Source organism: Rhodonellum sp. (assembly GCF_030656585.1).
Taxonomy (GTDB): domain Bacteria; phylum Bacteroidota; class Bacteroidia; order Cytophagales; family Cyclobacteriaceae; genus Rhodonellum; species Rhodonellum psychrophilum.
This window is the reverse complement of the sequence record NZ_JAUSPP010000011.1, coordinates 15,491-37,830: the sequence shown is the minus strand read 5'-3', so window position 1 is coordinate 37,830 and position 22,340 is coordinate 15,491. Positions and strand designations below refer to the sequence as shown.

The window sequence follows — 22,340 nt, the reverse complement described above, 5'->3', positions numbered from 1 at the left end:
TATTAATTGATATATTAGTTTGAGATAAATGCAAACGTTTGCAGAAATTAATAAAACAATTAGAAGTGTATTGAAGGTGTGTTGATGAAAATTTCCTTGCGAACCTTTTTCCAATTGTACCTGAGCAGAGGTTCTCTGCCCGCACATTCTTCTTGATTCAAGGATCAAAAAGCCATTAAAATTGTGCTAAAACGATTTTGCTTTGCTAACTAAAAGTAAATTTGATTTTCATAGGCTTGAGATTTTGGGGTTTGTTATTTTTATTAAAATTAAAAGGCAAATAATGACCAAAACTAACATTTACAAAACATGACCTTCATTTTATTTGGCATAATGGCAGCAGCTGTAAGTTTTAATTGCGCTTTTAAACATATCAACATCTAATTTAATGGAATAAAAATGAATACAAAAATTTATCGTGAAAAAATACTTTTTAAATTTTTTTAACAAAGCCCCTCCTGAATAATGAAGCTTTTTAAATTACTTCATTATCTTTTGAAAATCCCAAAATTCTAATAGGTAAGTCCCTCATTTTGAATCAAAATGGCAAAAATGTTTAATAAAGTTTTGGGTAAAAGTTTCGTCGAATTATTTAAAAATATTTCTGAATTCTTGCTTATTGACATAAGCTTTAAATGACACATCCCTAAGTGCTCGGGCTTTTAAGAATTCACTTCGTTTCACCGCTTTTTCAAGATTTTCATACAAGGCCTGCTCATCTCCCGTACTCGCAGCGACCAATGCCAAACCATAAAATCCGTAGCCATACTCCCTGTTGAATTGAACGCTTTCCTCAAAGGACTCCAAGGCCTGCCTCAGTTCATCAGATAGCAGGTGGGCCAATCCCTTATTGAACAAATTCACCTCATTTTCCGGTGCCCGGTTCAGGCGAATCGTTGCCAACTTGTAATCTCCGTTGACAATATCAATGGCTCCCCTCAAGCCTTCATTAAACCGCAGGAACTCATCATTCTCATTCCGCTCCAATGTGGAGGCCTCCGAAATGGCAACATAGGCCTCAAAGTAATCCCCCCTTAGCAAATATGCCTGCCCCAAGTTGTGCATGGAAATGGAAGTGGTCTTCAGTTTATTGGACTGACGGATCATGTCAATGGCTTTGCTGATCAGTATATTTCGCTCCTTCAGATCCAACTCCCTATGGGCCTGATTGAGGTAAACCACCGCTAAATTATTATATCCAAGTTCTGAATTGTAAAGCTCGACGAGTTTGAGATAAATCGCTTCCTTTTCATTCAACCTGACGGCCTTCTGTCCGGCGTAAGCCAGATTTTCTTTCGTAATGTTGTCCAGAGAATTCCCTTCTTGGATTAGCTTAAAAATATTCGCTGAAATCTCCGGATCCGAAAGCCTGGAATTCTGGAAAGTTACGGTGATTTTGGCTGCCCGAAGTTTGGGAAACAATTCACGCGACACCTTATTATAGGAGGACAATTTTCGCATCTCGGCCAACTGCTCTTCAAAAGACCTTTTGCTTAGAATCACATCGTAATAAGCCTCTTTTTGGCTATCAGAAATCCCCTTGTAATCACTCAGGAGTATCCGGAAATCAAACCAGTCATTTTTTCGAGCCGATGTTCGCACAGGTGTGTTTTTATTGACCAACATCGAATTTAAATTTGCCTGTACTGCCTTGGCTCTATTTTCAGCCAAATAGCGATCCCTAATCTCTTGAGGCTCTGCCGTCGCCAAACCCGTCACCAAAATCTGGGAAATCACTTTACCTGGAACTTCCAAAGTCACCACGTTTTTCCCAGCCGAATTCTGAAAACCCCTTCCGGAGAGCTTGGAATTTCCAAGGGCAAAAGGAACCCAAAATTCCTGGGTTTCCACTCTTGTCCTGTCCGAAAAATCAGTTTGCATGTACACTCCAATATTAGGTATGGGTTCATCCGGAGTGATTTGCCCGATTCTGGCAAGCAGTGCTGTCGTCACCAACCCTGTTGCCATTTCCTTTTGAGGAATGCTTTTGGCTTTGGATTTTTCCTGGACGATTCCCTTCAAAACCAATTTCCCGGAATCCATTCCCTCCAAATAGGGGAAAATATATTGACCGGATATCTTGGCTTCTGAACTGACTCTATTGAACGTTCCATCGAAGGCAACCAACTCGCCCAATCGCAAAGCCCCTTCACCATAAACATACTCCGGGTAAAGTATTATTTTCCGATCCTTCTTCAAAAATTCCAATGGAATGGCTCCTTCCATTGTAAATCTCACCGAATCTTGGTGCAAACTCAAAATTTCGGGCTTCACGGATAAACCACTCAAAATGGTGTTGTATTTCCCGATTTTTGGACTGCAGGAAATCATGATGCCTGAAAAAATAAGGAATAATAGAAAATTTGGATTGAATTTAGACATCTGGCACTAAAATGGTTTATGAGAATTATTGAAAATATTTTATTACTTTTAGATGAACTTACTTGCTACTGACTAATTATGAACAAATTAAAGCATTTTTTTGAAGAAAGAGCATTTGGAGTCTGTTCCAAACTTGGAGAAAAATTCCATTTCCCCATCGATAGCATTCGTTTGTTTTTCATATACAGCTCTTTTATCACCATGGGTTCACCCGTTATCGTTTATGTCTCCATGGCCATGATGATGAAAATCAGGAAATACCTCAGGAAAATGAACAATCCCGTATTGTTTGACTAAATATCAGCGTATATTTTTCTACCTTTTATATAGTAGGTCCAAAGTATGGATTTGATCTTTTTCTCTTGATCCTCATTTGACAAATCCGGTGCCAAAACCAAGGGTTTTCTCTTTGATTTCAATCGAAAAAAATCCTGGTGTGCACGGAAGACGGATAGGGCATGACTTGGATTTCCCCTCAGGAAGAAAACAAAGGCTGCCAACAGGTCCAATAAAACCCTGCACAAGTACCTGAAAATGAATTTTTCTTGAGGAAGATTATTGTGCAACATCAACAAACTATTCCTGAAATTCAGGAAGGTTTTCTGTGGACTTGATTTGTCCAATGTGGCCCCGCCGACATGCTTGACTTCCACTCCTCCATGATAATAAATATCCTTGCCCAAGAGTCTCCATTTCCAACAAAGATCTATTTCTTCCATGTGGGCAAAAAAGCGATCATCAAAACCGCCTGTACCGTGAAAATCTTCTGCCCGTACCACCATACAGGCACCTGAAGCCCAGTCTACTGGAATGATGTCGTCATACTGACCCTTGTCCAATTCCAAGGTCTCGAAAATCCTCCCCCTACAAAATGGATAACCTAAGCTGTCCAAAAAACCTCCCCCAGCACCTGCATGATCGAAATATTGAGGATTGGTATAGGAAAGAATTTTGGGTTGGACCGCTGCAACATGTGGATGATCCGAGATCCATTCAATCAGGGTTCTGTCCCAGTGGGGAGTGACCTCTACATCGGAATTCAGCAAAATATAATAGGCAAACTTACCCTCTATTTTCTCCAAAGCCCGGTTATATCCACCGGCAAAGCCGTGATTTTGGGTTAGGGCCAAAATCTGGACTTCAGGATGGTTCGTTCTCAAAAAATCTATCGAATCATCCTGACTGGCGTTGTCAGCCACGAAAATCGAGAATGAGGAATGCTGAATTGCAATGGGAAGGAACTGCCGGAGCATTTCCTTCCCATTGTAATTCAGGATGACAATGGCACAATGCTCCATCAGAACATATTACCGAGATCCATTCCTGGAATATTGGGCATCATGCCTTCTGTGGCAGATTTCATTTCTTCTTTGATTTTGACATCAATGGCCTCAAAAGCCTTGTTTGTCGCCGCTACGGTAAGGTCACGCAACATCTCTTTATCGGCCAAATTGATAAGGGAATCATCCATATGAATGGAAATAACCCTTCTTTCGCCATTTACGAAAACTTTGACCATGCCGGCACCAGCTTCCCCTTCGGCGGTCAAATGGACCAACTTTGCCTGCGTTTCTTTGATCTTGGCTTGGGCTTCCTTGACCTTGTTCATGATGTTCATAAAATCAAACATATTTCCTTATTTTAATTTGTTCAAATATAATCTTTTTGAAATCAGTGATAAAAATTTTCTACAATTTTTTATACTGTTAAAATGCATTTAAATAAAATTTATTTTCGTTTATAATTATTTTTAAAAATTATCATACACAAAACACAACTTTTTTAGTATATTAACGGTATATGAATTCATTGTCCAACAAATTTATAAAGAGCACAAGCCATGAAACCCATTGAAAAAATTGAGAAAGAAAATATCTGGAATATAAAATTTTCCAAAAAAGAGGTCTTGTTGGACAAGGATGACATCAAAAAACGATGGGTGGACCTTTATCGGGCACAAGCTTTGGGAAATCTTCTCCAAAACAAGGTAAACCTCACCTTCGAATCCGACAATGAAAGTATCTATCAGGTGTACACGACAGTTTGGGCGGTGGGTCAAGATTTCATCACCTTAAAAGGAGGCGTTTATCTCCCTGTCAATTCAATCTTGGAAGTAAATTGAAAACTGGATCCCTTCGAAAGCGAAACACTATCCAAAGGGAAATGCTCACCAAAAACCATTGAAAAAACCCTGAGGAATGCATTCTTCAGGGTTTTTTAATTCCAAGGGTCATATTATCATCATTGAATTTGCGCCAAAGCATCTGCGAGGGAAAGGGATTCTTGATGGCCTGTTTCCAAGTTTTTCAAACTCACTTTGCCACCTGCCAATTCGTCCGCTCCAAGGATGATCACGAATGGGATTTGCTTTTTGTCCGCGTAGGTGAATTGCTTCTTGATTTTGCCGAGTTCGGGGTATATCTCGGAGGAAATACCATTATCCCGCAAAGCTTTTAGCACCGTCAATCCATACTTCTGCCCTTCTTCATCAAAATGTGTGATCAACACCTTAGTTTCATTCAATTGTCCCTGTGGGAAAATATCCAACTCCTCCATCACGTCATAAATCCTGTCGACACCGAATGAAAAACCAACACCCGAAACACCTTCCAATCCAAAAATACCAGTCAAATTATCGTATCTCCCTCCCCCACCGACAGAACCGATGGAGACATTGTTTACTTTCACTTCGAAAATCGCTCCTGTATAATACGACAACCCTCGTGCCAATACAACATCAAAATCCACATGGGATTGATCTTCGCCATACGATTGAAGGAATTCAAAAACCTCCTCCAATTCCACAATGCCTTGACGGCCAACTTCCGAAGTGGATAGAAAACCTTTCAAAAAATCCAATTTATCGAGATTGGATTTCTCAAGATGGATGATTGGACTGAGTTTTTCTATCGCATCTTTAGAAAAATCCCTTTGGGCCAATTCTTCCTTCACTTTTTCCCAACCGATTTTATCCAACTTATCAATGGCCACACAGAGTGCGGATTCCCTTCCGGGTTCACCGATCACATCGGCCAATCCCGTGAGGATTTTTCTGTTGTTGATCTTTATGGAGTAATCCTTGATGCCGAGCTTTGAAAACACTCTTTTGATCATCAGGAGAATCTCCAGTTCACAGATCAAGCTATCGGTCCCGACGACATCTGCGTCACATTGGTAAAACTCTCTGTAGCGCCCTTTTTGTGGTCTATCCGCTCTCCAAACCGGCTGTACTTGAAAGCGCTTGAAGGGAAGCGTAATGTCATTTCTGTTCATGACCACATACCGCGCAAAAGGGACAGTCAGGTCATACCTTAAGCCCTTTTCGGCAACCTTTGGAAGGGTTTTACCCACCCCAGATGCCAAGTCCTCTGCGGTAACATCCTTCAAAAAATCCCCGCTGTTGAGGATTTTGAAAATCAGTTGGTCTCCCTCATCCCCATATTTCCCTGTCAGCGTGGACAGGTTCTCCATTGTGGGTGTTTCCAATTGCTGAAAACCAAAAAGCCTGAAGGATTCCTTTATTGTATCAAAAATGAAATTCCTCCTCCCCATCTGCATTGGATTGAAGTCTCTGGTACCTTTGGGTAAACTTGGTTTCTGAACAGCCATTTTTTTAGAATTTTGGGCAAAGGTAAAAAAATATAAAGATATTTGAATGGGACAAAGCTGCAGAGAGAGATTAAAAAAAGAAAACTTTGGGAAGTGTGCCAAAACAAAAAAACGCAATCTCGAAATATTCTGAATGTAAAAAGCTTCGCAATTGAAACAAAATTGCGCTGGGCAAGGCCTGTTGTGGAAATCAATGTATTTTATCCAAGCTCTCACAAATAGAAATCCAACCTATTCATTAAAAATTTAGCGCTATATACGGTTATTTTGAAATATTGTGTTACTTTTGCGGTTCATTTTGGCATAACATAAACAGATAAAACAATGGCTGTTACTACATTAAAGAGAAAATTAAAAAGAAAGCGACTAAAGCAAACGACAAGGGTTATCAAGATCAAACAATTGAGTGCCAAGCCGGTAATCAAAAATGTGGATGTTGAAGAATTGAAAAAGAGCTTTGAAAAATAATCACCGTTTCTTTCCAAAGATATAAGAAGGGCAGCGATCAGATCGATGCCCTTTTTATTTTGACTTTATTTTCCCCTTTTCCCCAGCTCCACTACCCGCAGGTTTTGGATTTTCCCTTTTTCAACTTCAAAGATCAGCAGGGTCCGCATTAAATGGAATCCATGCTGACCGACCGCCCCTGGGTTCATGTAGAGACAATCCAGCTCTTTGTCAAACATCACCTTACAAATATGTGAATGGCCGCAAACGAAGACCTGCGCTTGGGAATGCCTTAATTTTTCCTTGATGCCATTGGCGTAGCGGGGAGGAGTTCCCCCGATGTGGATCATCAGAACCTTTAAGCCATCGACTTCAAACAACAATTCTTCGGGATATTGCTGTCTTGCTTCTAGGTCGTCAATGTTACCCGTGATGATCCGATACTGCTTTTCCTTGGGCAGCCGGTCCAAGATGGAAATATCTCCTATATCACCCGCATGCCAGATTTCATCCACAGTCTCCAAATGATGAAGGATACGTTCATCCAAAAAACTATGGGTATCTGAGATCAATCCTATTTTTATCAATTTTCGAGGGGTTTTGAATTATTTAAATCGGTAAATTTGTCACCAAAGAAAAATATTAATTATCCATTCACAAAAAAAAATAATACGTGATGAAAAACATCCGCTTAAATTTCAATTTGTCAGCTGCCTTCTGCATGGTGGTTTTTTTCTTTATCAGTTCCAGCACATTTGCCCAAAAGGAAACGACCGTACTTTCTCCCGACAAATTCGAGGCCAAGTCGAATAAAGGCAAAAAAGCAGTGATTTTGGATATCAGAACCCCAGAAGAAATCGAACAGGGCCATATTGAAGGCACAGATTCCGCTGATTTTTTAGCAGATGATTTTGAGGAGAAATTATCAGGTATGGATAAAAACAAGAAATATTATGTCTATTGCAGATCTGGGAAAAGAACCGTTTCGGCTGCTGAAAAAATGCAGGAGATGGGATTCAGGAAAATTTTTGTGCTTGAAGGGGGATTGAACAATTGGATAGAACAAGGGAACCCAATCGTGATCCCCAACAAATAACCTGTTTCATTTAAAACAGAAAAAACGCCCCCTGATTTTCAAATGTTGGGTTTATGTCAATTGTAGTTTGTAATTGAACAATTACTTTCTATTTTTACACACGAAAATTTTGTCTTAAAATGAGAGTTATACAATTTAGAGAAGCAATAAGAGAGGCCATGAACGAAGAAATGAGACGCGACGAAAACGTGTTTCTCATGGGCGAAGAAGTAGCCGAATACAATGGAGCCTACAAGGTTTCGCAAGGAATGTTGGATGAATTTGGACCAAACCGTGTTTACGATACGCCTATCGCTGAATTGGGTTTTGCCGGACTGGGCGTAGGCGCAGGAATGAACGGTCTCAGACCGATCATTGAATTCATGACTTTCAATTTTTCTTTGGTAGCCATCGATCAGATCATCAATTCCTCTGCAAAGATGCTTGCCATGTCAGGTGGCCAATACAGTGTCCCCATTGTGTTCCGCGGACCAACAGGGAGTGCTGGACAATTGGGTGCAACCCACTCTTCCAATTTCGAAAATTGGTTTGCGAACACGCCCGGCCTCAAAGTGGTGGTTCCCTCCACACCTTACGATGCTAAAGGCTTGCTGAAGGCATCCATCCGTGACAATGATCCGGTTATCTTCATGGAATCGGAAATGATGTACAACGATAAAGGTGAAGTTCCTGAAGGAGAATATCTGCTCCCCATCGGTGTTGCAGACATCAAAAGAAAAGGGAAAGATGTCACCATCATCTCTTTCGGAAAAGCGATGAAAATCGCGTTGGAAGCAGCTGAGGAATTGGCGAAAGACGGTATAGAAGCCGAAGTGATCGATCTCAGGACAGTTCGTCCCATCGATTATGCGACTTGTCTAGAATCGGTTAAAAAAACCAACAGATGTGTGGTCGTAGAAGAAGCCAATCCATTGGCGGCCATTTCTTCCGAATTGACCTACCATATCCAAAGGAATGCATTTGACTATTTGGATGCTCCTGTGATCAGGGTGAATTCGATGGATATTCCTTTGAGTTTTTCTGCTCCCTACATAGAGGCTACGCTGCCAAACGTGAAGCGAACCCTCGAGGCGGTGAAGCAAGTGATGTACAAAAAATAAACCAAAAAGGACTCCCTGCAATAAGGGCTTTAGCATTTGAAATTAGAATTGTAATTTGCCTGTTGTATCCTTTTCATCCCATAAAAAACACCCTCAGAAATATCTCTGAGGGTGTTTTCTTTTTGGGGTAAGTTTCCGTTTAACCCGAATTCTAAGACAGTTTAAAAGTAACGTAGGTCATCTATTTTGATTAAGTTATAAAGAAGTATGCATGAGGTCTACTAACGGGATCGAATCTCCATGAAAACCAGGCCATAGGGAGACTAATTCCTGACACCAATAGGGTAAAGTCAAAAATGAGACGCACCTAATTGGATATCAGTCAACTACAGTCTTCAATTGAGTTCGCTTTGCTTAAAACGGGTTTAAATAGCGTAGCACAAATTGTAAGGCTGCAAAAAAGATCAATTGATTGATTCTTCATTCAGAATGGGACAATCAGGCAAAAAAAACATCCTCATAAAATGAGGATGTTTTTTAATCATTACCCAATCAAAATTTTAAATCTTTAATTACTTATCGCAGCGCCTGCACCGTTTCCTTCACCACCTTCTTTGAGATCTTCGTTGGTCACACCACGTTTTTTCTTTGGAGGGCCACCGACACTCAATTTTCCAATTCTGTAGGAGAAATTGATCTTGAAATTCATGTTTCTCAAGGTATTGGTACTTTGTTGCATGATGGAAGGAGTCATCAATTCATTTTTGATTTTGAATTCAGTAGCCAAAAAGTTTTCCGCACCGAATCCTATACTTCCTTTTTTATCGTTGAATTGCTTGTTTAGATTCAAACCATAAACTCTGAATCCACCTTGGCTCCCCTGAAGCTGAACCTGTCTACCCCTAGCGAAAGTAAAGGCTTGGACTTGCCAATCTTTAGGCAGGGTATAGTTACCGAATAGTCTTCCACTGAATACGAATCCTTCATTGTAAGCAGCAAACTGTGGATCTTCCAATCCATTGTCCAGCATGGCGAAATAACCGTCAAGTCCGCCATTTAGGGAGAACTTACCTGAGATATTGATGTTTGTGGAAAGGCTCATTCCGACCGCTCTTTCATTCCCGATGTTTTCGTAGGAAGTGAAGATAATGTCATCGTCCTGAATCGTTCTTACAGGTTGAATGGATCCAGTGGTATTTCTGAAGAAGGAAGTCAAATTGATGGAACTTCCCTTGATGAATGTGCTGTAAGAGACTTCGTAATTGTCTGTCAATTCAGGATCCAACAATGGATTACCTTGAGAAATTTGCTGAGGATTGGCAGCATTGATGTTGGGGTTCAAGAACTGAAGCGATGGTCTTTGTACCCTTCTGTTGTAGGCGGCTTTCACCATGTTTCCGTTGGTCAATTTTCTACTCAAGTTTACACTTGGCACAAACAATCCATAAGACGGAATCTCGGCAGGCAATTCAGAATTTTTGAAATCCGCATCAATGTTGGTGTACTCATATCTCAAACCTGTTTTGATGGTGTAATTATCCAAGAAACCAAGCGTGTAGGAAAGGTAACCCGCGGTAACGTTTTGGTCATAACTGAATTCATTGGAGAATGTAACGTCGTTGGATTCTACAAAGGGTCCGTTTGGCCCTTCAGCGTTGAAATAGGCAAATTCACTGACTGCACTTCGCATGATGTTCTTCGCTCCATACTCCAAAATCTGTTTGTTGCTATTCCCCAAAGGGGTCACGTAATCCAACTGGATGGTAAACTCCTGGTTGATGGCACCATTTTCGTTTTTCACCCTTCTCAATACGTCGTCAAAGCTTTCTGTAAACAAGCTGTTTACAAAGTCGTTTGTCCTGTTGTTTTTGCTATACAAGCCCGAGATGCTGAATTCTTTTTGGGCTTTTTCGAACGTTTTGGTATAGTTGTAATTGATATCGATATTGTTGGAAAGATCTTTCACCTCCACATTTCTCAACAAGGAATTTATCAATTCTTCCTCAAAAAATGTCTCCGTCAAAAGATCATTCTGTTTGCTGTTCATGTTTCTGACACCTAGACTGACAGATGCCGTCATGAAGTTGTATTTGTTGATTTCGTAATCCCATCCAAAGTTATATCGGCCAAATAGCATGTTGCTCTTCGTGTCTGCAGACTGGTTGATTTGCAAAGCCGTTCCATCAGAATTGGAGAGGGTTTGTTGGTTTTCAAAAGACCCAAGGATATTGTATCCACTTCTTCCAAAACCTCCCAAGGTAAATCCCATTTTCCCCTTTTTCAGACTGGCATTCAGTCCAAGATTAGAACCTCTCAAGCCAGCACTTGTATTGATATTCAAGGATGCACCTTGAAGATTGTTTTTCTTTGTGATGATATTGATGACCCCACCGGTACCTTCAGCATCGTATTTTGCCGATGGGGAAGTGATCACTTCCACCGATTTGATTTCTTCTGCGGGGATCTGCTTCAATGCATCCGCAATGTTGGAAGCGACAATGGCAGATTGTTTTCCATCGATCAGTACCAAGATATTTGTACTTCCTCTCATGGAAACATTTCCGTCCAGATCGACCGACAACATCGGTACTCTCCTCAATACATCAGAAGCATCTCCACCCATTGTGGTTTTGTCATTTTCAGCATTATATATGGTTCTATCCACTCTTTCTTCAATCAAGCTGCGCTGACCCTGCACAGTCACTTCCTGTAGATCGACAGCATCTTCTACCAAAACCAAGTCTCCGATAGTGATGTTTGTGTTGCCGGCAGTCACTTTGATGACTTGAGAAATGGAAGTCTTGAAACCAAGAAAGCTAGTTTGCAACACAAATTCACCATTTTTGAATCCAGTGATAAAAAACGCCCCATTTAGATCGGCAACCGCTCCTGCGATGCTCTGTTTGCTTTCGGCATCCAAGAGTGCTACTGCTGCGTAGGCAACAGGCTCTGAAGATGATTTATCGATTATCCTACCGGAGATCCGGTACACGGGTTTTTCATCTTGGGTGGTTTGCGCCATCACTTGCAGTGAAGAGGCCAGAACCAATAAGGTCAGGAATAAAAGTTTAATGGGGTTTTTCATAATTGCTGTTGTTTTGCTTGGCGGATCCACAAGGGACACATTACGGAAACAAAGGAACAGCAAGGAGAAATCACAACAAAATCAAATAGACCGAAAGGAAGGATTCATCGACCAATCCCAAGTTTGAACTGATGAATCAATTCCGCTTTTCGGGAAAAGAACTTTATCTATTGAGAGCATCGATTGGCAGTCAAAATCGTTGCATTGGTAGATTGGCTATGGCCTAAAACAAAATTTTATACTAGTTTAGGTGCCATTATCTTAATGTAATTCTATGAAAGAGCTCGTCCTCAAGAAACAAATCCCTTTGATCATCCATATTCTTGGTTGGAGTTTGTTCGGGTCAGTCATCTTCCTGATATCCCCCCTATCTGCCGGGGTGGAGCGTCCCAATGAGTTTTGGATCAAGCAAGGCCTGATGTTTGCAAGTTTGGTCGCGACATTTTATTTCAATTACTTTTACTTGGTTCCCAAGGTCTTGTTCAAAAACAAAACCTCCATTTTCCTGCTACTCAACCTTATTGGAGGCTTGACATTCGTAGGTATTTTTATGTTGTATGACGATTGGACCAATATGTCGGAATTGATGCACAAAGCATTCAGACCCGATGTTCCTTATAAACCAAGAGGAAGAAATTATTCCTACGATTTCTTTAACTTTTTGATTTTCATCATGGCCGTCGGGATCAGCACGAGTGTGGCTGCGGTCCAAAAATGGCAATCAGATGAAAAAGTGAGGGTTGAGCGCGAGCAGCAACAAATCAACTCGGAGCTCTCCTACCTGAAGGCCCAAATCAATCCGCATTTCTTCTTCAATACACTCAACAATATATATTCCCTGACAAACATTGATGTGGAAAAAGCCAAAACCGCCATCCTCAAACTGTCCAGAATGATGCGGTATGTACTTTATGAAACCGAAAAAGAAAACACATTATTGAGCAAAGAACTGGATTTTATCAAGGATTTTATTGAATTGATGCGACTTAGGCTTTCCGAAAAAGTGGAGCTGGTCTTGGAAATCCCTGAAAAATTTGATGATGCCGTGATTGCCCCAATGCTCCTGCTTCCGTTTGTTGAAAACTGTTTCAAACATGGCATCAGTTCCCAAAAGCACAGTAAAATCCAGATCCATATTCAGATCAAGGAAAAACATGTATATTTAAACACAGTGAATTTCAATTTTAAATCCAGTGAAAATACTCCTGAAGGTGCCGCAAGTGGGATAGGATTGGCCAATACCAAACGAAGATTGGAACTACTTTATAAAGAAAAGCACAGCCTTGATATCAAAGATCAAAATCCTGAAAATGAATACAGGGTAAATCTAAAAATCGACTTGAAATGAAAATTAAGTGCATTGCAGTAGATGATGAACCCTTGGCTTTGAGCCTGATCAGCAGGTTTATCGAGCAGACCTCTTTTTTGATTCTCTTGGGGAAATTTGAAAATGCAATCGATGCACTGGGCTTTATCAATCAAAATGAGGTGGATTTGATTTTTTTGGACATCCAAATGCCTGACCTATCGGGGATGGAACTGGCCAGGGTTTTGGATGGCAAAACTTCTGCAAAAAAACCTAGGATCATCTTCACGACAGCCTATAACCAATTCGCCATTGAGGGGTACAAAGTGGATGCGTTGGATTATCTCCTCAAACCTTTCAGTTATGAGGAGTTTTTGAAAGCATCCACCAAGGCATATCAATACCTTGATCAACAAGCGAATCCTGTGGGAGAAAGTGTAAATACCGATGCCTACATTTTCCTGAAGGTGGAATATCAGTTGGTGAAAATCATGTTGAAGGAAATCACCCATGTGGAGGCTTACAAGGATTATGTAAAGGTCTTCCTCCTGCACAAACCCAACCCAATCCTTTCGCTTACCAGCTTGAAGAGCATGGAAGACATGTTGCCATCTGACCGGTTTATGAGGATTCATCGCTCCTACATCATCGCTTTGGACCATATAGATTCCATCGCCCGAAACACAGTCAATATAGGAAACACACAAATCACGGTGAGCGAAAATTACAAAGATAATTTCATGCAGTTTCTCAGTAAATGGATAGGTTAAGTCTGGGCGCTTTTTTTACTCAGAATTAAAAAATATTTTATACACAATTCAAAGAATTTTATTGTCAAAAAATCAATATTACAATTTTTTTAATTCAAAAACTTTAACCTTAAACCACTCCTGCCCGTAAACTAATACAAATTGACAGGTGGAAATCCCTACCCCATTTTTATGATATGAATCAAACGCAAAAAGAATTTATGGAAATCGCCATTGGACTCTCCCAAAGTGGAATGGATCAAGGCAAAGGCGGACCTTTTGGATGTATCATTGTCAAAAATGGGCAAATAATCGGAAAGGGATCCAATTCAGTGCTCAGCACCAATGACCCAACTGCCCATGCAGAAATCGTTGCCATCCGGGAGGCTTGCAATTCATTGGGTAACTTTCAATTGGAGGGCTGTGAAATCTATACCTCTTGCGAACCCTGCCCCATGTGTTTGGGCGCCATTTATTGGGCAAGACCTTCACGTGTTTTTTACGCCAACACCAAATCCGATGCTGCTGAAGCAGGATTCGATGACCAATTTATTTACGATGAGCTAAACCTCCCCTATTCTGACAGAAAAATTCCCTTTGACCAAATCCTACAAGATGAGGCCAAAAAGGTTTTTGAAAATTGGATTCTTAAAGAAAATAAATCAGTGTATTAATCAACAAATACTTATCATGAAAAAAACAATCATCGCAATCGCGAGCATAGGAATACTTGCCTCATGCACCAATGAAAAATCAATTGAAGAAAGATACCTCTATGAGGGTGACAAGATCGTGGATATCGAAACAGGTGATGAATACTTCATGGAAGATTCACTTGGTTTTACTTTGATTCACAAAGACGGAAGCAAAGAGCAAGTTGCCTTCGATGACACCCCGTTTTTTGAGACAAATCTTTCCGATGAATATGTGAAAACCTGGAAGGAAAACATAGCCGAAAGGGAGGAAAAACTCCTTTTGGAAAAAAAAGAAAAATTCCAAGCAGCAAGAAAAGCCCGATATTCCGATTTGGATAACGAGGCATTAATGGCAAAATTCCAAAAAGCACATCAGGAGAAAGTCGAAATAACCCTTCAAATGGATATGATTGCGGAATTGATCGACAGAGAGGTGATTGCAACAGAGGATGCGCCAGGCTTACTGGAAATTGATATTGAGTTTATCGATCTGGATTTTAACATCGAGGAAGCGGATGAAAATTGAGATCTAAATTTATCTTTGGATTTCCAGGTATTGGAAATTATTGAAGGAAAAATAAAAAAACGAACCAAACATCTTCCAAAAAATTTGTGTGTGACCCTTATCACCGAAGGATCGTTTAATAAATTTTATATTTCCAATAAATACACCAATACGAACACTCATGAATCACTACCAAATTTTGATCATTGGAGGAGGAACTGCAGGAATAACAGTTGCAGCTCAACTTCGTCGAAAGGATAAAAATCATAAAATAGCCATCATTGAACCCTCTGAAAAGCATTATTACCAGCCAGCTTGGACATTGGTAGGTGCGGGTACTTTTGATTTTAAGGACACGGAAAGAAATGAGGCCGATTATATTCCGGATGGCGTAGACTGGATCAAAGACAAAGCTTCAGATATCCTTCCCGAATCCAACACCGTTAAAACAGAATCATCTGGCGATTTCACCTATGACTACCTTGTGGTGGCTCCTGGATTGGTCATGGCTCCGGAATTATTACCAGGTCTAAAGGAAGCTTTGGGCAAAGGAGTAGTCTGCAGCAACTATACCGACCCGGAACATACCTGGGAGGTTCTACAGAATTTCAAAGGCGGCAATGCCGTTTTCACTCAGCCTCTGACTCCGATAAAATGTGGTGGTGCCCCACAAAAAATCATGTACCTGGCAGAGGAATATTTCCGGAAGACGTCAAAGGTCCGTGACAATACCAATGTGATTTTTGCCACTCCCGGCTCAGTGATTTTTGGCGTGAAGGATTTTGCAAAAACCCTGAACAAGATTCTCATCGAGAGAGAAATCATTTTCAAACCGTACTATGCTCCTGTGAGAATTGATGCTGAAAACAAGTTCATCTATTTCAAATACATTGAAAAAGGGGAAAATGGATGTATCATCAATGAAGGAAACAAAATCGGTAAGGAAATCGTGGGTGATTCAGAAATCAAGATGTCTTTTGACATGCTTCATCTTGCTCCTCCACAGCAAGCACCAAAGTTTATTAGAGAATCCTCAGTTGCCTTACAGGATGGTCCCAATAAAGGCTGGGTAGATGTAAACATCAATACACTTCAGCATTTAAGATACCCGAATATTTTCTCATTGGGAGATGTAGCTGCTTTGCCCACCGCCAAAACTGGCGCAGCAATCAGAAAACAAGCCCCAGTGGTGGTCGAAAACATCCTCCACCTCATCAAAAACAAGACGATGGGAAAAGAAATCTATGAGGGTTATTCCTCCTGCCCATTGGTGACGGGTTACAGCAAAATGGTGTTGGCCGAGTTCAAGTATGACAATGTGAGGGATTCAGACCCAATGATTTCAAAATTTGTGGATACCACCAAAGAACAATACAGCATGTGGCTATTGAAAAAATATGGATTGCCTTTCATGTATTGGAATTTGATGCTCAAAGGAAGGGCGTAAAAAAAATGCTCATCGGAAGATTCAAAAAAGTCAGCAAATCAACGTGCTGACTTTTTTTTTACCCAAGAAATCTGCATTAATTTTCCCAATTGGGTTGATACAGGAAGAAAATCAGAGTATTTGGAGAATAAGGAGTGAAGTCGGAAACCGTAAACAGATGACAGATTTATAAGCAATTTCAGGATGGAACGGAATTGACAATGCAGAGCGTGGGTTTAAGTGTCACTTTCTTACCACTTAAGAATCCCTTTTGCCCTAAAGAATAATTCCTTAGCCATATGCCAAAATTTGGGTAATTTCAAGCCTTGATTCTAAAATTCGATCCGTTGGCTGTGACATGAAAAAGTTTCTCCCCCTCATTTTTTTGATCCTTTTACATGTGAATGGCTTTTCTCAAGTCCTTTTTGTATCCGACCAAGAGACGGGACAACCTTTGGCATTCGTCAGCATTTCCCACTTGACCAGCAAACGCTTCAGCACCACAGATCAGGCTGGAAAAGCGGATATATCAAGTTTCCGGGGTTTGGATCAAATCGAAATCAGGCTTTTTGGTTACAAAGCCCAAAAATTGAATTACACGGATTTGGAACAACAAAAATTCCTTGTCCACCTCCTTCCTTCACAGATCACCCTTCAGCAAGCAATCGTATCTGCCTCCAGTTGGAGTCAGTCCAGGCAGGAAATCCCGGCCCGCGTCACCCGCATTTCCAAAGAAGAAACCGCGCTGCGAAACCCCCAAACAGCGGCGGATCTTCTGGGAATTTCCGGAGATGTATTCATTCAAAAGAGCCAACAAGGAGGAGGAAGCCCCATGATCCGTGGATTTTCGACCAACCGCTTGCTATATACCATCGACGGAGTAAGAATGAACACCGCCATATTCAGAATCGGAAATATCCAGAATGTCATTTCCTTGGATCCTTTCGCCACGGAAAGTACCGACATTTATTTTGGCCCAGGCGCCATTATCTATGGAAGTGACGCCATAGGTGCGGTCATGAGTTTCCAAACTTTGACGCCAAGGTTATCGGACACAAACATGCTCAAGGTTTCCGGAAGTGCCGTACTGAGAGCCTCCTCAGCCAACCAAGAAAAAACTGGGCACGTTGATGTGGCATTGGGAGGGGAAAAATGGGCTTCCGTAACCAGTTTCAGCAGCAACAATTTCGGAGATCTTAAGATGGGAAAACATGGACCCGAGGAGTATCTCAGACCCAATTTTGTGCAAAGAATAGAAAACAGAGATGAAATCGTTCCGAATAAAAATCCCCGGATCCAAAACCCAAGCGGATACTCCCAAGTCAATTTGATGCAGAAAATCAGGTTTAAACCCAATGAAGCTTGGGACTTCAGGTATGGTTTTCACTATTCGGAAAGCTCTTCCTATTCCAGGTATGACCGCCACATCCGCTTTCGCGCCAACGGTCTACCCCGAAGTGCAGAATGGAGTTATGGTCCACAAACATGGATGATGCATCATTTGCAGGCGGCTTATGAAGGCGAAACAAAACTTTTCGATCAACTGACCATACGGCTTGCCCGCCAAGATTTTGAAGAGAGCAGGATTGACAGGAATTTCAATGATCCCATCAGAAGGACAAGATTGGAAGAAGTGGTCGCTCTATCCGCCAATATCGATTTCTTCAAAAATGTCGGTGAAAGGGCAAAGCTCTATTACGGATTTGAAAGCATCAGGAATGCGGTGGATTCGAGAGGGACGGATGAAAATATCGACATGGGCACCAAGGTCACAGGCCCAGCCCGATATCCCATTTCGGATTGGTCTTCCCATGCTGCCTATGCCACCTACCAACAAAAAATCTCGAAAAATTCATTGATCCAAGGAGGGTTGAGGTACAATCAGTTTATCCTGAATGCTGATTTCAGCAATAACATGCCCTTTTACCCCCTACCCTTCGAAACCGCCGCGATCAACAAAGGGGCCGTCACTGCGAGTATGGGATGGGTATTCAATCCCACTGACAAATGGATGATGCATGTAAATGCCTCCACAGGGTTTCGTTCTCCAAATGTGGATGATATCGGAAAAATCTTCGATTCCGAACCGGGAACAGTCTTGGTCCCCAACCCAAACTTGGACGCTGAATATGCCTACAATGCGGAATTGAATGTAGGGAAGGTTTTTGGAGAAAATGTGATGCTGGACTTGACCGCCTATTATACCCTGTTGGACAATGCGATCGTAAGAAGGGATTTTTTGCTCAATGGCCAGGACAGTATTCTGTATGATGGCGAACTGAGCAGGGTATTTGCGCTCCAAAATGCAGCATTCGCAAGGATTTATGGTCTTCAGGCCGCCCTGGAAATCAAACTTCCCCGAGGGTTCACCTTTATCACCCGACTCAATTATCAAAAGGGGACAGAGGAAACCGACGATGGTATCCAAAACCCCTCCAGGCATGCTCCTCCCCTATTTGGTTCAGCACGCATGGAATACAAAAGAAAAAAACTGCGGTTGGAGGGATATACCGAATTTTCGGGAAAAATGGATTTCAACCAACTTCCCTTGGAAGAGAAAGGGAAACCCGAAATCTATGCGATCGATGAAAATGGCCGGCCTTACTCTCCTTCATGGCTAACACTTAACCTAAAGGCTTTCTATCAATTGTCGGATTTATTTTCCATAAGTGGCGGATTGGAAAACATCGCCGATGTGAGGTACAGAACCTATAGTTCTGGCATTGTTGCTCCGGGAAGAAATTTCATTTTATCCTTGAGGGCGAACTTTTAACGCCTGTATGCATTATCGGTGATTCAACACCCATTTGAAAACCTATTGTATATTTCCATCTAACTCACCTCTAGTTAGCTGCTTTACGTTACTTTTCCGCTGTCTTAGGATTCGGGTTAAACTTCTTCCAGCCAATATTGTCAAAGTGATCAGAAGCTTACTTCTGGAAATTGGGAGTTGAAAAGGTGAAAAGTGATGAAAATCACAAAGCCTCCCAAACAAAATAAGTTATATTGTGAACAAAAAAATCATGCGCAAAATATACTTCTTGCTCTTCTTCCTTTTCATTTCCTTTGCCTCTCTGGCACAAGTCGTTTCCGAAAAAGAACACCTTATCGTCATGCAACTGACAGATGGCGATACGGATGTCCACAAAAAATTCATTCGCCAGTTAAACAACATCATGACTGCGGCCCCCAATGCCAAGATTGAGGTAGTCACACAAGGAATGGGGATAGATTTGTTGAAAACACAACAAAATCCATATGAAAAAGAACTCGGATTATTGGTAAACAAAGGTGTACAATTCGTGATCTGTGAAAACACACTGAGACAACGGGAAATGAAAAAAGATCAATTCCTCACTTTGGCGGGATTTGTTCCTTCAGCGATTCTTGAGATTGTAATGAAACAGGAAGCTGGCTGGATTTACATCAAGGCCGGAGACTGAATGAAGGAGGAAAACTTTCATTTTCCGACTCCCTTTTTTAAAAATAATAGTTTAAATACAACCCTTTTTAATTCAATAAAATGAAGTCTGCCGTCTTTCTAATTTTTCTCTTGGTACAATCATTTGTCTCCTTGGGTCAGAACCAAGAGGTGGTGGTTTCGGGAATTGTCAAATCCAATCAAGACAAGGCCGCCATACCTTTTGTCAACGTGCTGGTACAAAATCCAAAAGACAGCAGTTTTGTGGCAGGCACAATCAGCAACGAAGAGGGACGTTTTACCCTTGCCCCCATCAAATCCGGAGAATATCGAATCGAAATTTCCCACATGGGTTATTTGACCTCCTCCAAAAACTTCACTGTGGGCAGATTGAGTGATTTCTTGGATTTGGGAACCTTCTTTTTGGAGGAAATCACCACCGATTTGGATGCCGTCACGGTTGCAGGAATCAAGGAGGAAGTGGAGATAAATTTGGATAAAAAGACCTTTTTGCTCTCTGAAAACATCAGCCAATTGGGAGGCTCAGCCCTTCAGGCCTTACAAAACCTGCCCGGGATTACGGTCGACCAAAATGGTAAGGTTTTCCTGCGGGGAAGTGATAAGGTGTCCATACTTTTGGAAGGAAAACAAACTGCCATTACCGGAATTGGTGCGCAATCCGGTTTGGAAAACTTTCCTGCCTCATCCATCGAAAGCATCGAAATCATCAACAACCCCTCCTCAAAATACGATGCCTCTGGAAATGCCGGTATCATCAACATTATTTTCAAAAAGGAAAAAGAAGAAGGATGGAATGGGAAAGTAGGGTTGATTGCAGGAATGGGCAATTTGGTCGAAAAGAAAGCCAACTTGGAAGGCATTCGGGATCAATACAGGTTTACTCCCAAAATAAATCCATCAATATCATTGAATTATAGAAAAGGAGATTTGAATTTTTTTGTCCAAGGAGATGTGCTTTCCCATAGACAGATGATGAAAAATGAGTTTATCGAAAGGATTTTTGACAATGGGGAGCGTATCCAGCAGCAATTTCTTGAAAACAGGACCCAGCCCATTTATAATTTTAAAACCGGCATCGATTGGACTCCCAACGAAAGGCATGCATTTACCTTTTCTGGACTTTTCAACTATCGGGCCTATACCGACCTTGGGGATTTACCCTATTTCGATGCCCGTAGTGGCGATCGGATCAGGCTCTGGCAATATTATGAGGAGGAAGTCAACCAAACCCTTTTTGCCTCCATTTCTCACAAATATTCTTTCAAACAACCTGGACATGCATTGACTACGGCCTTTAATTATTCCTTCAGGCGAAAGGATGAGGTCTTTTATTTCGAGAACCGACAATTGGAATTCTTTGGGACAGATACGACGATGCTGGTTGCGGATGAGAACATTTTTGACCTGACTATCGATTACATCAAGCCACTCAAATCGGGGAGATTGGAGTTGGGAACCAAACAGAGGGCAAGAGTCTTCCCGAATCTGATCACCTTCAAACCGGGCGTCAATTCCATTTTGGATCCAGGACTGGACGGCACTGCCGAATACCAGGAATGGCTTTCCGCAATCTATGGGAATTATATCTATGAGCGGAAAAACCTGGAACTGGAAGCAGGTCTGAGGGTGGAATACATCAAGGTTGATTACTTGGTGGATCCAGACCATGCAGTTTATGTAAGCGACGGATTCAGTTATTTCGAGCCATTCCCAAGTCTCAGGGCTTCATATTTCATCAACGATCTGAGTAATTTCTCCCTTTTCTACAACAGAAGAGTCGACAGACCGGAGGAAAGAAACCTCCGGGTTTTCCCTACCTATGCCGATCCAGAGATTCTGCAGATTGGAAATCCGGGACTAACCCCTCAGTTTACCCAATCGATAGAAGCCGGATACAAAAGGTCCTGGGACCGGGGTTATCTCTACGGGGCCGCTTACCACCGGGCGAGCCGGAATATCCTCACCAGAATCCTTACCAGTATATCCGGAACCAACCGACTGGCATCCATAGATCAGAATGCAGACAAAGGCTGGAATACAGGTATCGAACTGGTTTATAACCAGAAAATCGGAGACAATTTTTCACTCAACATCAACTCCAATATCTATCAAAATAAAATCGGCGCATTCACCCTCACAAACGCCTATCCCTCGGACATCGCTTTTTCCAGGGGTGCAGAAAGTGCTTACACCGGCAACATTAAAGTAAATGGAGTCCTCAAACTTCCAAAAAGCGTGGATATTCAATTGACAGCAATTTATTTGGCTGCGGACATTGTGCCTCAGGGAAGAATTAAGGCGAGATATCACTTGGATGGTGGAATTACGAAAAAAATCCAAAAGGGAAAAGGAGAAGTTTTTCTGAATGCTGCGGATATTTTCAATACCCTTGTGATCAAATACCAGCTTGAAGGCGATGGTTTCAATGTGATTTCAAGTGACTATTATGAGTCTCAAGTGTTTCGCATGGGTTACAGTTATCGGTTTTAGCACAAAAAAAAGTCTTTCCCAGAATAGAATAGCTTCTTAAAATTTCAAAAAATACCTCAGGGACAATA

At 41.4% G+C, this 22,340-nt stretch carries 18 protein-coding genes; 12 read left to right on the top strand and 6 right to left on the bottom strand.

The genetic code is table 11. The annotated features are described in order from the left end of the window. Positions 1–588: 588 nt before the first annotated feature. On the bottom strand, positions 589–2,382 hold the full coding sequence (locus Q7J63_RS01585) for a tetratricopeptide repeat protein (protein WP_304883695.1): 1,794 nt from the start codon (positions 2,380–2,382) through the stop codon (positions 589–591). A gap of 78 nt (positions 2,383–2,460) precedes the next feature. On the opposite strand from Q7J63_RS01585, the gene Q7J63_RS01580 reads away from it, so the two are divergent. Beyond that, complete coding sequence (locus Q7J63_RS01580) at positions 2,461–2,679, top strand: PspC family transcriptional regulator (protein WP_019598922.1); 219 nt, start codon at positions 2,461–2,463, stop codon at positions 2,677–2,679. Here Q7J63_RS01580 and Q7J63_RS01575 read toward each other — a convergent pair. Together Q7J63_RS01575 and Q7J63_RS01570 are read right to left on the bottom strand one after the other, a co-directional pair. Next, entirely contained in the window at positions 2,676–3,680 is a 1,005-nt protein-coding gene (locus Q7J63_RS01575; protein ID WP_304883694.1) for a glycosyltransferase family 2 protein, read from the bottom strand. The genes Q7J63_RS01580 and Q7J63_RS01575 overlap by 4 nt on opposite strands. After that, positions 3,680–4,012 carry a YbaB/EbfC family nucleoid-associated protein gene (locus tag Q7J63_RS01570; RefSeq protein WP_019598924.1) on the bottom strand — a complete coding sequence of 111 codons (333 nt, stop codon included), beginning with the start codon at positions 4,010–4,012 and terminating at the stop codon, positions 3,680–3,682. The genes Q7J63_RS01575 and Q7J63_RS01570 overlap by 1 nt, the downstream gene beginning before the upstream one ends. A gap of 210 nt (positions 4,013–4,222) precedes the next feature. Between Q7J63_RS01570 and Q7J63_RS01565 the strand changes: the two genes are divergently transcribed. Continuing rightward, complete coding sequence (locus Q7J63_RS01565) at positions 4,223–4,504, top strand: hypothetical protein (RefSeq protein WP_019598925.1); 282 nt, start codon at positions 4,223–4,225, stop codon at positions 4,502–4,504. 119 nt (positions 4,505–4,623) lie between these two features. On the opposite strand, the gene hisS is transcribed toward Q7J63_RS01565, so the two are convergent. Continuing rightward, positions 4,624–5,991 carry a histidine--tRNA ligase gene (hisS, locus tag Q7J63_RS01560; protein ID WP_304883693.1) on the bottom strand — a complete coding sequence of 456 codons (1,368 nt, stop codon included), beginning with the start codon at positions 5,989–5,991 and terminating at the stop codon, positions 4,624–4,626. Between the two features lie 533 nt (positions 5,992–6,524). Then, complete coding sequence (locus Q7J63_RS01555; RefSeq protein WP_304883692.1) at positions 6,525–7,025, bottom strand: metallophosphoesterase; 501 nt, start codon at positions 7,023–7,025, stop codon at positions 6,525–6,527. An 89-nt stretch (positions 7,026–7,114) separates the two neighbouring features. Here Q7J63_RS01555 and Q7J63_RS01550 point away from each other — a divergent pair, with 89 nt between their 5' ends. Next, the gene (locus Q7J63_RS01550) at positions 7,115–7,534 is read left to right on the top strand and encodes a rhodanese-like domain-containing protein (protein WP_304883711.1); all 420 of its coding nucleotides are present in this window, start codon (positions 7,115–7,117) and stop codon (positions 7,532–7,534) included. Between the two features lie 119 nt (positions 7,535–7,653). Further along, entirely contained in the window at positions 7,654–8,634 is a 981-nt protein-coding gene (locus Q7J63_RS01545; RefSeq protein ID WP_022582195.1) for a pyruvate dehydrogenase complex E1 component subunit beta, read from the top strand. Between the two features lie 508 nt (positions 8,635–9,142). Here the strand turns inward: Q7J63_RS01545 and Q7J63_RS01540 are convergent. Continuing rightward, positions 9,143–11,659, bottom strand: a complete 2,517-nt coding sequence (locus Q7J63_RS01540; RefSeq protein ID WP_304883691.1) for a TonB-dependent receptor domain-containing protein — start codon at positions 11,657–11,659, stop codon at positions 9,143–9,145. 274 nt (positions 11,660–11,933) lie between these two features. Between Q7J63_RS01540 and Q7J63_RS01535 the strand changes: the two genes are divergently transcribed. From Q7J63_RS01535 to Q7J63_RS01500, 8 genes are all read left to right on the top strand, one after another. Then, entirely contained in the window at positions 11,934–13,007 is a 1,074-nt protein-coding gene (locus tag Q7J63_RS01535; protein WP_019598934.1) for a sensor histidine kinase, read from the top strand. After that, a complete protein-coding gene (locus Q7J63_RS01530; protein WP_019598935.1) occupies positions 13,004–13,735 on the top strand; it encodes a LytTR family DNA-binding domain-containing protein in 732 nt (243 codons plus the stop codon). The genes Q7J63_RS01535 and Q7J63_RS01530 overlap by 4 nt, the downstream gene beginning before the upstream one ends. Positions 13,736–13,911: 176 nt before the next feature. Next, positions 13,912–14,388 carry a nucleoside deaminase gene (locus Q7J63_RS01525; protein WP_019598936.1) on the top strand — a complete coding sequence of 159 codons (477 nt, stop codon included), beginning with the start codon at positions 13,912–13,914 and terminating at the stop codon, positions 14,386–14,388. A 16-nt stretch (positions 14,389–14,404) separates the two neighbouring features. Then, positions 14,405–14,935: a hypothetical protein gene (locus Q7J63_RS01520; protein WP_019598937.1), complete on the top strand. Its 531-nt coding sequence runs from the start codon at positions 14,405–14,407 to the stop codon at positions 14,933–14,935. Between the two features lie 160 nt (positions 14,936–15,095). After that, entirely contained in the window at positions 15,096–16,361 is a 1,266-nt protein-coding gene (locus Q7J63_RS01515) for an FAD/NAD(P)-binding oxidoreductase (RefSeq protein WP_304883690.1), read from the top strand. A gap of 337 nt (positions 16,362–16,698) precedes the next feature. After that, a complete protein-coding gene (locus tag Q7J63_RS01510; protein WP_304883689.1) occupies positions 16,699–19,113 on the top strand; it encodes a TonB-dependent siderophore receptor in 2,415 nt (804 codons plus the stop codon). Positions 19,114–19,363: 250 nt separating this feature from the next. Further along, positions 19,364–19,783, top strand: a complete 420-nt coding sequence (locus tag Q7J63_RS01505; protein ID WP_304883688.1) for a DsrE family protein — start codon at positions 19,364–19,366, stop codon at positions 19,781–19,783. A gap of 80 nt (positions 19,784–19,863) precedes the next feature. Beyond that, positions 19,864–22,272 (top strand): TonB-dependent receptor domain-containing protein, encoded by a 2,409-nt coding sequence (locus Q7J63_RS01500; protein ID WP_304883687.1) that lies wholly within the window; start codon positions 19,864–19,866, stop codon positions 22,270–22,272. Positions 22,273–22,340 lie beyond the last annotated feature (68 nt).